At 42.9% G+C, this 13,219-nt stretch carries 7 protein-coding genes; 2 read left to right on the top strand and 5 right to left on the bottom strand.

The features are described 5' to 3' along the window. Nucleotides 1–7 precede the first annotated feature (7 nt). From J7I42_RS26475 to J7I42_RS26455, 5 genes are all read right to left on the bottom strand, one after another. Nucleotides 8–2,176 carry an nSTAND1 domain-containing NTPase gene (locus J7I42_RS26475; RefSeq protein ID WP_209141905.1) on the bottom strand — a complete coding sequence of 723 codons (2,169 nt, stop codon included), beginning with the start codon at nt 2,174–2,176 and terminating at the stop codon, nt 8–10. Continuing rightward, entirely contained in the window at nt 2,173–3,474 is a 1,302-nt protein-coding gene (locus tag J7I42_RS26470; protein ID WP_209141904.1) for an SIR2 family protein, read from the bottom strand. Before J7I42_RS26470 ends, J7I42_RS26475 begins: the two co-directional genes overlap by 4 nt. 6 nt (nt 3,475–3,480) lie before the next feature. Next, nucleotides 3,481–3,972 carry a toll/interleukin-1 receptor domain-containing protein gene (locus J7I42_RS26465; RefSeq protein ID WP_209141903.1) on the bottom strand — a complete coding sequence of 164 codons (492 nt, stop codon included), beginning with the start codon at nt 3,970–3,972 and terminating at the stop codon, nt 3,481–3,483. Nucleotides 3,973–4,351: 379 nt separating this feature from the next. Beyond that, a complete protein-coding gene (locus J7I42_RS26460) occupies nt 4,352–5,980 on the bottom strand; it encodes a RagB/SusD family nutrient uptake outer membrane protein (protein ID WP_209141902.1) in 1,629 nt (542 codons plus the stop codon). A gap of 18 nt (nt 5,981–5,998) precedes the next feature. Beyond that, nucleotides 5,999–8,986, bottom strand: a complete 2,988-nt coding sequence (locus J7I42_RS26455; protein WP_209141901.1) for a SusC/RagA family TonB-linked outer membrane protein — start codon at nt 8,984–8,986, stop codon at nt 5,999–6,001. Nucleotides 8,987–9,194: 208 nt separating this feature from the next. On the opposite strand from J7I42_RS26455, the gene J7I42_RS26450 reads away from it, so the two are divergent. Then, a complete protein-coding gene (locus J7I42_RS26450; protein WP_209141900.1) occupies nt 9,195–12,362 on the top strand; it encodes a ligand-binding sensor domain-containing protein in 3,168 nt (1,055 codons plus the stop codon). Continuing rightward, entirely contained in the window at nt 12,359–13,123 is a 765-nt protein-coding gene (locus J7I42_RS26445) for a response regulator transcription factor (protein ID WP_209141899.1), read from the top strand. The genes J7I42_RS26450 and J7I42_RS26445 overlap by 4 nt, the downstream gene beginning before the upstream one ends. The last annotated feature ends 96 nt before the right edge of the window (nt 13,124–13,219 follow it).

Genomic DNA, 13,219 nt, shown 5'->3' with positions numbered 1-13,219 from the left:
ACATGATTCATTTATGTTCAAGTTCTTTTTTGAGATTGCTGTATTTATCATGGTAATATTTAGCGGGCACTAGAAAATTATCAACCAGTAACGATTCAGCAATATTTAATGCATACTTAGTTTCATTAACTGCTCCCGCGGCCCAAAATGCCTCAGCCTTGTCTACATACCTGTTATAAGAAGCCCCCATATCCATCTTTAATTGTTTTAACAGTAAGCCAATACTCTTCTCTGAATTGGCGGGTGTAAATCCTAATCGTGCTGCCTGGTGATACAACCCATATGCATAATATAAGCTATCGCCCTTTTCTGTTTGATAGCGTGCTGCCAATTGTAAAAGAGTTTCATATTGCCGGCTATGTTTTATAAGGGTATCAATTTTTGCATTTAAAAGTCGATATCTGTCCAGCGCCGGCCAATTTATAAGCCACCAAAAAAAACCACTGGATCCCTTAGCAAAACCAAGTTCCCTTTTAGCTTCCTCATAATTTCCTGTATTGATACGACCGGTAGCATTTCGGAATTTATTCTCAATACGGTTATTATTGGCATAGAACAATAACCCTAATACTGTAATTAACAATATGGCCATAATCACCAGCACAATACGCAATCTTTTCCGGGTCTTTAACACTTTGTTTTTTTCGGACACTGCATTTCGTTCTTCTTCAATGGCAATTTGCCAGGCAGATTCGGCTTCTGCTTTCGCATGCAAAGCTTTGCGTTCCGCTTCTATGGCATTTTGTTCTGCGGCTAATGCCTTTTCCCTTTCAGTTCTGGCCTTTTCCTTCAACCTGATCTCTTTTTCTACTCTCCTTTTCTCTTCTTCCAGTTCTTTATTCTTCTGCATAAGTTGCTCCGCCTGTTCCTTTTTTTTCCGTTCTTCCCTTGCTTCAACAATTGATTCTACCAGCGTATCATGGCTGATCTCAAATACCTTCCCTAAATGCGACTCTTCGTCCCGGATCAGTCTCAGCTTTAATAATTCGTCCGTAAGGTAAACTTCCTTGTCAACGTCATCGATCTTGACTTTATTAGGATTGGTTTTACATAAAATCTCATTCACCCGGGCAGCTGATTGGATGATGCGTTTGTTTCCACTCAATAATTCATTTTCAATCAGATTGCGAACTACTTTTATATCGCCGTCTGACAGTTGCAATTTTTCGTTTGTCTGAAGCTTTTTCAGTTGATTCCAATAAAAATCATTGATGATCTTTTTGATTCCCCTTTCTCCGCCAAAGTCATCAGGTTCAATAACAATTTCCCCATCGTAATTACCTCTTTTCCTCTCTGCGATCTTTTCCAACTCCTGACACACAATTTGTAATTGGGAGCTTTCAATTTCATTGTCTTTGTTTGACAATGTAGTAAGTATGATCTTCAGTGATGCCAAACTGTACTCATACGGATTTGTATTAAATTCGATCACCTCGTTATTCATAAGTTGTGCGGGCATTGAAATGGCTTGCTCTGCCTTCTGCACCCCCAACGGCTTCAAATGGTATCGGTTACTTAAGATCTGTGGCAGCTTAATACTAAGATCGCCCAGGAGACTTAACCTGTCTGAGCGAATTAAAAAAAGCATTTTTACAGGTGGCTTAGTCAGATAGTCCTGCTTTTTGTTTTCATCTCTGAATGTTGAATTGATCAATTTATTTATAACCTGGTCAGGTATCTTTGTACTCATTATATAGGACAAATGAGTAATGACCTCTTCCTGTAGTAACCGGTCATAATAAAAAAACTCTTCAAATTGATCAAAGATCAGGATCGGTGTTTCCGGTCTTTGCCATTGTGAAAAGATTGCCCACAAATCGTTTTGCAACGCTTCGGGCATTTCTCCAATTACATCTTTTGGGATCCAGGATTTGACCTCGTTGAGTATCTTGCGGTAAGGGCTTTTTTCTGCAGAAGTAAGAAACCGGATATCAATTGGGAGAACATTCTCTTCCAATAGCCGGGGTGATAATCCGGCATTGACAAGCGATGACTTTCCGAGTCCCGATTTGCTATATAATACAAGCAGATCATGAACTTTAACGGAATGGAGTAACTCCTCTACCTCGGAGTTGCGGCCAAAGAATAAAGCAGCTTCTTCCTTCCGGAAAGGTCTGATCCCAGGGTATCTGTCAAGCGATACCCTTTTGGCAACACCAAGACTTTCAATACTCATCTGATTTTGCTGTTAATTTTTTTGATCATCGCAACATAATCCTCATCGCTTGGCTGTTTCACCGCTGTTGCCAGCCAGCTATCTTCTTTAGGTAACATCATAGCAGATTTCCGCTTCAAATCCGGGAACTTAAATAGATAGTCGCAGTTTTTTGTAATTACCGGAAAGATCATCACATTTGGCTTAGCCATCATCACCTTCATTTCATGCTGCAGAGCCGGGTCGTTGAGGAAGTCTTTATTTATAAATGGAATGTAAATCGTTGCTTTGTCAAGGTTATTCCTAATAGCCTCTTCTTTTATGTCTCCAGGCATAATTTGTCTTTTGCTCCAGAATTTTATTCGCTTAGACAAGCCAGTATTTTGAAGAAAAAGCTGAAAGTCCTTAACGTATTGCTCATCGCTGTCATGGTAAGAAACATAGCCATATTTATGGTCAAAAACGACACTATTGTATTTAATTATAAGTTCCCTTGCAAATTCCTCAGGTGATGAATCAATAAATTCCAAACCGAATCGCTCTGTATAAAACTCCTGAGTTGCCAGGGCGATGGTGTAGTTGTTAAGTTTAGGATACGCCGATTTTTTCATTTTCTTAGGAACGTCAAGCAGGTCGAGTAAAAAACGGAATGGCCATTCTTCAAAGTTGAACCCTAAGAAAATATACGATTTGCCGTCTTTATCATCACGGATCCGGCTTAACACATTATCGGGTATCCTTCTGTCGCCTGCAATTTGGCGCATAAATTCGAGTTGGTCATCTTCTGTATAAATTTGAGACTCTGCATTGTAAATTGAACCCAAAAGGTTATAAACCAGCTGTGTCTTTTTGTCAAGGGGATTCTCAAACTCATCACTATCTTTTAAATATTGTTTTCGATCTCCACAATAATTATAATAATCGAAACGAAATTCATAACCGCCCTTAATAAGGGCCCGTTCCATCAGATGATCGTAACCAAAATTAATGATGGTATTAAATGGTATTTTTGAAAGCCTGTAATATACATAGGATGGTCCCTGAACAAATTCGGAATTAATTCTTTCAAACTGGCCTTCAAATTCTTTTCGCCCGCCTATGAAATTGATGTACTTGGAATTTACATAATATGGATTCCTCTGCACGCCATTATCACTGCTTAGAATATTACTTTTTACGAGTTCTTTTGAAAGCCGCGAACAAACCAGTTCACTCAATGAAGTACCCTTTCCTTCGGACCGTACCGTTGTCATTAATGGCCCCAGAAAAAGAATGCACCGTTGATTCCTAATATCACCTAATATTTTACTATCTATCATATTTGCTTATTGATTTAGATTAGCGCTTTTCTGCATCAGGTTCACAACTTTCCGCAGTCCCTTTGTTACATCCATCCATGCGTCATCCCGGTCGGGCCATTTATTGACTGGAGTGAAATTGGCAGGAAGCCCCTGAAAATCTTTGATCTTATATTTCTCTCCCTCAATAATATGATCTTCAATGTCACAATTTCGTAGCAAAACAGGCACGATCCGTATTGTACGATCTAAATAATACCGTTGTATAGCTTTGATAATTTCTACTTTATTTATAAAGCTGGAGGCAAGAAAAGAGGAGCTAATGAGAAATAAAATGATTTGTGCTTCATTCAGGGCTGTAATGATTTCTTCATTCCATAAATCACCAGCCAGTATCTCCCGGTCGTTCCAAATGGTAATTAAGCCGGCACTTTGCATAGGCGTTAAAAACAGGAGCAACTCATTCTTCATCTCTTCATCCTGGTGTGAGTAGGATATAAATACTTTTAAGGCAGACATAAGCTTAGTATTGGTCATTTATTAATCAATAATAACTGATCATCCATAGCTATTGGACATAATCGCCTGTCATAGGCAAAAGAAGAATTTCACAAGATGAGGCATCAACCTGGTTATTGGGGACACGGTAATTGGTAAGGATTAAACCCAACTCGATTTTACAATTTATTTTAATGTAAAAAAAAGGTGTTTTCACCTTTTTTTATTTGCATATAAAGCAAAATGGGCGCTCGACCACTAACAGAAAACAAGTAAAGAGCCAATGTTAAAGTACGCCTGGCTATCCCGCTGCGTAAAACTTCTTACAATTTAAATGCCCTTGTTCTGGAACAAGGGCATTTATTATAGTTAGCAATCAATAAGATACCGCGGCCTGCTATCAATAACCAAGATTCTGCCGAAGCTTGGTATTCTTAGCTATCTCTGGCCGGGGAAGAGGGAACAGTATTTTGTTGTTGTCGTTATTCGCATCGTGTGAGAACCATGATTTTTTAGTAAACACTCCGAAACGGATCAGGTCCTGCCGGCGGCGGCCTTCCTGGTCAAACTCCCAACCCAGTTCATCAAGAAATCTGCCATAGGCTATATCGGCGCCGCCTTCATTGGTGGTTTTATCAATATCCCTTCTTCCGTAATCGTACCCCGAACCGCCTTGTAATTGCGCACCGGTAACGGTTGCCTTTGCGGGGTTGGTTGAAAAGGCGCGCTGGCGTATTTGCGTTACAATATCGGCTGCTTCATTTGCTTTACCGGTCCTGAGAAGGCTTTCCGCTTTCATCATCAGCACATCTGCATAGCGGAATACAGGAAAATCATTGCTGAGCTGAACTGCGGCCCCCATCTTGATCTCGAATTTACCCAGTCTTAACCCATGGACCGATTCGCCAAATGCAATACTTGGAATGGTGTTGATATAAATTAGCGGCAGGCCAGTTGTGGCGCCCATTGTACCCTTGAGGGGCGTGCCGCTTGATGAATATTGTTGTCCCTTGAGCCAGTTTTTTTGATAACGGGTATCATCTGCATCATAAGAATTGATGAATTGTGGCATAGCAGCCATGCCGCCCCAGGGAGTAGAGAGCATATTATACGTGGCCTGGTTCTCGGGCGATAGTGATTGCATGTGAAGATCAAAGGCGTTCCAGTTATTGGTAAAGTTCTCATCGAGTGGCAAGGCAAAGATGATCTCCTTTGAGTTTTGGTTCTCGGTAACAAAAACATTCTTCTGATCTTTTTCCAGGATATATCCTGCACCTGAGTTTATGACCGCATTACAGGCATCAATACATTTGGACCATTCAGCCGTACCGCTGTATACAGCGGCGTTCAGATAAACTTTTGCCAGTAAAGTATATGCCGCCCATTTGTTGAATTTACCGTAAGTGCTCTGATCGTTCTTCGTACTCAATAAGGGTATTGCCTCGTTCAATTCTTTTACAATAAAATCATACACCTGTTTGCGTGTACTTTGATCGGGCAAAAAGCCCTTAGGAAGATCGAATTGCGTTACAATAGGGACGTTGCCAAAAAAATCGCACAGGATATAATAGTAGGAAGCGCGTAATGCTTTTAGTTCAGCCAGCGTTGCGTCTTTTGTGGACGTGAGTGGTATCATACCCGATTCAATCTGGTAAACAAGCCGGTTGCAATTGGTAATACCGGCATATGTTCTGTTCCATGTTTGCACTACGATGCCCTCATCGGCGGTCCATTTGTGTTCATGGATCCTTCTGTATACCCCACCATCTACCCAGCCATTGGGTCGGCCGGGTATTACCTCCTGGTCGGCCGACAATTCCTGGGCGCGCCATAAGCCATCCCAGTCAAGTAATACAAAACGCCAGTTTGAATAGGCTGAACCAAGCAACGCTGCCGTTGACTGATCAGTTGGTTTCAGTTGGTTAGAGACAATGGCCGAATAGGGTTTATCCTTAAGTTTGGTACAGGCGCCTAAGATCACTGCGATTGCCAGGCTGGGGATAATGATATTCTTTATTGAAAATTTCATATGACATGTTTTGGAGAATTATAAACTAATATTAACACCCAGGGTGAACGTGCGGGTATTCGGATAGCGGTCGCGGTCATCGTTACCGGGCGCCAGGCCTAATCGGTTTACTTCAGGATCTACTCCACTATAACCTGTAAATATGATAGTGTTCAGGGCACTTGCATAGATCCGTGCGCTTTTGATATACTTCGTTGACAGCTTTGTGAAATTATACCCGATGGTAATGTTGTCTATCTTCCAGAAATCACCATCTTCCACATAGTAACTGTTGAATTCAAGCGGGGCAGTAAGATCTGCTTTGCCAAATACCTTGTCGCGAGATGATCTGAGGCGGTTGTAATTGGCAATCGTCGGATTCTCCAGGTACATGCGTTGGAAGTTTACGATCTGGTAACCAAAGGCGCCCCGCATGGTTACGGAGAGATCGAGGTTTTTATATCGAAGGTTATTATTCCAGCCGGCATACCATTTTGGCAAACCATTTCCGATCACTTTTTTATCTTCAAAGGCATGACCAAATGCGGAATACTGTACCGGCTTCCCATCTTTTCCTTCATAGATCCATTTGCCGGTATCGTCAATATCAATAACCTTAAAGCCGTGAAAGTCGCCAATCTGCTTCCCTATGTAAACGATGTTTGTATACGTTTGTATGGGCTCGCCCGTTCCACCAGTAGTGAAATAATCGTTGGTAGTTTGATAAAGATCATTCGACAAACTGATCAACTTGTTGGTATTGGTTGAGAAATTGAAACTGCTTGTCCATTCAAGGTCCCTGGTCCTTACCGGTACCACGTTCAACAAGATCTCAATTCCTTTATTCTGCATCTCCCCCACGTTTGCCCGGGTTGATGGATAGAGGTTGGGTGGGCTCGGTACCTGGAAATCATACAACAGTCCCTTTATTTTTCTAATATAATAATCAATATTACCAGACAGGCGTCCTTTTAGCAGACTGAAATCCAGACCGAAGTTTGACTCATGTTTTTCTTCCCACTTAATAGATGGATTTGGATTGGTAGCAGGTTCCAACACCTGTATCCATCCGCCGTTGTTATATATATAGGAGCCAAAACCCAACAATGCCTGGCTTAAAAAAGCTATCGATGGCGGGTTGCCGGTGACGCCATAACCAACCCTGAGCTTCAGGTCCTCTATCACCTGCTGGTGCTGCATAAACGCCTCTTTGCTTATACGCCATCCTGCAGATACTGCCGGGAAAGTGCCCCAGGGACTATTAGCGCCATAAAGCTGACTGGCACCTTCATGCCTGATATTTGCCATCAGCATATATTTGTCTTCATAACTGTAAGTAAGCCGACCGAAAAAGCTGATCAGGTTGGTCTCGGCTTTTCCACTATAGATGGCACCCTTGCCCTCCTTGATGGCATTGCCCAACCCGATCATATTATAACCAAACTCATCGAGCGGAAAATCCCAGTTACGGATGAAGTTATTGGAGGATTCATTTTCCTGGTAGCCATAGCCGCCCAGGATAGAAACGCGATGCTGCTTAAAAGATCTGGAATATTCTGCTGTTAATTCAGCCAGCCTGTCGATACTGATGGAAGAACCTACAGCAGCATACCCGTTCAGGTTATCACGCAAATTGGAAATGTGTTTTTTGGTTTCAGCATAACCTGCATTGGTATTCAGACGTGAGTAAGAGAACAATGAAGATAATCGCAAGCCTTGCAGGGGTGTATAGGTGATCGTTGCATTCATTCTTGAATTTACACTCCTGGTTACACCATCACTTTCATAAATACGGGACAACGGATTTTCATAATTAAAGTTACCGGTCTGTTCGAACCAGTTGCCGGTGCTATCATATATTGGCGACGTGGGATTTCTGATAAGCGCCTGACGGTAGGTATAGCCGTTAAAACTTCCGCCATCCTCTGTTTGTGTAAAATTGCCTGTCTGGTTCAGCAACATCAGGTTTATCTTCACCTTATCATCAAACATACTGTGGTTCACATCGATCCTGCCGGTAAAGGTTTTATTGTCAGATTTTAAGAAGATGCCCTGAAGCGAACGGTAATTGGCCGACGCCAGGTAATTGGTTTTATTATTGCCGCCGCGGAAGGTAAGGTTATGGATATGCGATAGCGGCGACTGGGTGATCTCGTTCAACCAGTCGGTTGACGTTCCAAGGTCCCAGCTGGCATCCCGTTTACCCGCGGCGATCTGAGCCCGGTAGTCGTCGCCCGTTAGCATTTCTGGCTTTTTGCTGATCTTGTGGGTGCTGATAGAAGTACTGTAATCAACCTTGTTGATATAGGTACCACTGGCGCGTTTGGTGGTGATGATGATCACCCCGTTGGTACCTCTTACCCCATAGATCGCTGCGGCTGAACCATCTTTTAATACATCAATGGATTCAATATCCTCCGGCGCTACCGTTCTCAGTCCGCCAGGTACGCCATCGATGATGATCAATGGATCGGCGTTGGCGCCAAACAAGGTAGTATTACCTCTTAATAATATTTGTGAATAACCGGTAGGATCGCCACTTGGATTGGAAATGGTAAGCCCCGCCACTTTGCCCTGCAGCAGTTGTCCTGCATCCTGTACCGGCCCTTTTACAAAGTTCTCTGATTTTACGGTAGCCACCGCACTGGTCACGTTCGCCCGCCGCTGTGTTCCATATCCAATTACCACTACTTCGCCAAGTGAATGATTTACAGGTGTCAATTGCACATTAATTACCGAAAGATCGTCTACAGGCACCTCCTTTTCCCCATACTCAACCGATGAAAATACCAGCACCGGATGATTGGTGCGCACCTGTATCGAAAACCGCCCTTCAGCATCGGCAGCAACGGTATTGGATACGCCTTTTTCTCTTACCGTAACATTGGGTATAGGCTGACTGGTAGTATCGGTAACCTGGCCGGTAATTTTACGGGGTGATTGTGCGCTGGCAGACATGCCGAAAGAAATAGTTACAAGCAGCAGAAAGATGCCCGCTACTTTCCTGGAAAGCAATCGAATTCTCATAGCATTTTATTTAGAGTGTTATGGCAGTATAAACCTCGATACTTTTATAATTTCCATATCGACTGCTCGTACCAAAACATCGACTTAAAATACCACTTCCCTTTACAGAAGAATTTTTAAGCGTCTAAATGACTTTTTTTTCGCAACTGTACCAAAAGGCATAATTTTTCTTAATTTACTATCCAGCACAAAAACGATTGCCATTAAAATGAATATTATATCGGCGCTAATATATAAAGCCGTATTCCCGATACTGTTAGTACTTTCCGTATTGGCTGGCAACGGACAAACAAACTACTTCAAACATTATCAGGTAGAGAATGGGCTATCGAACAACTCAGTGCTTTGCAGCATTCAGGATAAAATGGGCTTTATGTGGTTTGGTACCAAAGACGGACTGAGCCGTTTTGATGGACATTACTTTAAAGTGTTCAGGAAAACCAATAAGCCGGGAAGCATCGGAAATAATTTTGTACATGCCATACAGGAAGATGCAGCAGGGAATTTGTGGCTGGGCACAGAAAGAGGTGTTTATAAATATACAAACCTTACAGAAACATTCAGTGTTATAAAGGGGACAGAAAATACAGGTGTAAGCGAAATTATATGCGATACAAAAGGAGACTGTTGGTTCACGGCCGGCGCAGGATTGATGCATTATAAACGGGCGACCCAAACGCTCAGGGTGTTTGAACCGGGAACGTATTTTGAGGCTACAGGTGTTTGTGAAACGCCGGACCATAACATATGGATCTCCACGGCAAAAGGACAACTGAAACGATACGATGCCTTAAAGGACACGTTTGCCACTTTCGACCTGTTCAAGGAGAACGAAGCGGTAACTTCGCGGTGGATTGAACGTATTACTGCATTGGATGATGGCCGCATATTGGCAGGCACCAGCGTTGCCGGGGTAAAGATCTTCGATACCCGAACCGGTAAATGTGCAGGCATCAACATCGATAAAAAACAGAAGGACCTGTTTATCCGCAACTTTTTACAAACTTCGGCCAATGAATGCTGGATAGGTACCGAATATGGTGTTTACATCCTGAACTGGCAAACCGGTGAATCGATAAACCTTTCAAAAAAATACAACGACCCTTACGCCATTTCCGACAATGCCGTTTACGCGTTTTGTAAAGACCGGGAAGGCGGCATTTGGGTGGGCACCTACTTTGGCGGTGTAAATTATTATCCGCCTAAAACAACGCCGTTCAAAAGATATTTCCCCAGAATTGGTGAAAACTCCCTTTCAGGCAATGTAGTAAGAGAGATAAAAGGTGATAAGTTGGGAAACCTTTGGATAGGAACAGAAGATGCCGGGCTTAATTACCTGGATAAAAAAACGGGCTTATATAAACACCCCAAAACAAGCTATCCAAACATTCATGGGCTGCTTGTGACCGATAGTGAAATTTGGATAGGTACATTTGAACATGGTCTTGATGTAATGGATGCAAACACGCATACCCTCATTCGGCACTATGATATGGGACCACAAACCGGGCTCAACAGCGATTTCATTTATTGTATTGGCCAAACAAAAACAGGCGCCATTCTGATAGGCACAACGATTGGGATATATAGTTACGACCGTGCCGCCAACCGGTTCCATCCTTTACCTTCGATGCCGCTGTATAACTGGTACACCTCCATGCTCGAAGATAGCAGGGGCATTATTTGGGCCGGCACTTACGGAAATGGCATTCATTATCTTGACAGAAAAACAAATGAATACCGCACATTCCGAAACAACCCTTTACAACCCGCCAGCCTTAAAAGCGATCGGATAAATGCCATATTTGAAAGCAGCCGTAAAGAAATATGGATTGCCACAGATGAAGGACTCTCCAGATGGAACGCCCATACAAATACCTTTCTACATTACACCACCAGCGATGGCCTGCCGGGTAATTACATCATCAACATACTGGAAGACCACGAAAAAAACCTTTGGGTCACTACCACGCAGGGGCTGGCAAAAATGGACAGGCATACCGGTGCTTTCCAGGTATTCACGCTTGCTCATGGCCTGCTTACCGATCAGTTTAATTTCAGTTCGGCGTATAAAGACAGCGCGGGGATAATGTATTTCGGCAGCGCAAAAGGAATGATCAGTTTTCAACCTGCAGACTTTTACCGCAGTGATTATATTCCGCCTTTATTCATCACCGGCTTTCAGGTAAATAATGAGGAGTTGGATATTTCCGATAAAAAAGGGGTTATCGACAGATCTATCAGCCATACGGCTACTATTACGCTCGCACACAACCAGAGTACCTTCAGCATTGATTTTGCCGCATTAAGCTTTACCGCCCCTGAAATGCAGGAATATGCTTACCAGTTGGTAGGCGTAGACAAACAATGGACGCACATGAAAGGAAACCGCAGGATCTATTATACTGATCTTTCACCCGGAAATTATGTATTTAAGGTGAAAGCCGCCAGTAGCAGCGGCAACTGGAATGCCTTGGAAAAACGCCTAAAAATTGAAATTCGCAGGCCCTGGTGGACAAGCGCACCAGCTTACCTCTCCTATTGTTTATTAGTGATACTCGGCATAATGCATGTGATAAAAAGTTATAACCGGTGGCAGGCCGAAAAGAATAAACGCCGGCTTGAATTGTTGCAGATCGCCAGGGAAAAAGAAATACTGCAGGCGAAGATTGAATTCTTTACCAATGTGGCCCATGAAATAAAAACACCGTTGACGCTGATCAAGGTGCCACTGGCAAAAGTTATCAAAAAAACAAAAGGTGTAATCCCCGAGGTGGAGAACAGCCTACGCATAATGGATAAAAATACCAACCGTTTGCTTGAGCTTACGCAACAGTTACTCGATTTCAGGCAAACAGAGATCAATCAGTTCAGACTGTCTTTTGTTCGTACCAATATTTCAGAGTTGGTAGAAGATGCCAATAAGAGCTTTTCTTCGCTCGCAGAACAAAACAACATCACCCTGCTCCTGAACCTGCCAGCGGCGCCGGTTTACGCATATGTAGATGCGGAAGCTTTTAACAAGATCATTTATAATCTGTACAGCAATGCAATTAAATACGCCGGCACAAGAGCCATCATATCGGTACTGCCCACCACCAATGAGGACACCCTGTTTTTTGTTCTTTTTAAAAATGATGGGCATCTTATACCAGAATACCTACAATCAAAGATCTTTCAACCGTTTTACCGCATCAGAAAAACAGATCATCAGCCTGGTACCGGTATTGGCCTTGCCCTGGCGCTTTCGCTTACGGAACTGCACCGGGGTACCCTTGCGTTAAAGCCCTCATTGAACAATATGAATATTTTTGAATTAGGCCTGCCCATTCACCAGGATTTTGAATTCAACCTGAAAAACACGCCATACATATGAAACCGCTGATACTGATCGTTGACGACAATGAAGACATGCTCGATGTTATTTCCGACGAGCTGAACGAAGCCTATATAGTTGCGCGGGCGTTGAATGGCCACCAGGCCCTTGCCATGCTTGAAAAGACACCAGTGCAATTGGTGGTCAGCGATATTATGATGCCCGGAATGGATGGTTTTGAATTGTGCCGGCATATTAAGACCCAATTTGAGTACAGTCATATTCCCCTGATCCTGCTTACGGCAAAAAATACTTTACAGTCGAAGATCACCGGGCTGGAAACCGGGGCTGACGCTTATATTGAGAAACCATTTAATGCCGATTACCTGCTGGCGCAAATTGCCAACCTGCTCACCAACCGGGAAAAGATCAAAGATTTTTTTCTTAGCACACCGCTTGTTCCTATAAAGAGTATTGCGCCATCAGGGCCTGATCAGCTATTTCTAGAAAAACTGAATGATACCATTTGCAATAACCTGGATACCTGTGATCTTGACATTGATAAACTGTCAAAGCTCATGAACATGAGCCGCACTACCCTGTTCAGGAAGATCAAATCTATTTCAAGTCTTACCCCTGCAGACCTGATAAATATTACCCGGTTAAAGAAAGCGGCAGAACTGCTGGCCGGCCCGCACCTGAAAATTTATGAAGTCGCCTATATGATGGGGTATACATCAACCACCATCTTTGGTAGAAATTTTCATAAACAATTCGGCATGACGCCCACTGAGTATCAGAAGATGAAATCAAGGGAATAAAATATCATACGCAAAAGACACATAGTCTTCGCTGATTGCTTTCCTGACTCAATATAACCATCCGGTTCGTACAATTGTTTGTGCCTTCGATGTAAC

The sequence above is a fragment of the Niastella soli genome, from assembly GCF_017742245.1.
GTDB classification, from domain to species: Bacteria; Bacteroidota; Bacteroidia; order Chitinophagales; family Chitinophagaceae; genus Niastella; species Niastella soli.
The sequence above is the reverse complement of the archived record's forward strand: the minus strand, read 5'-3'. Positions and strand labels throughout refer to the sequence as shown.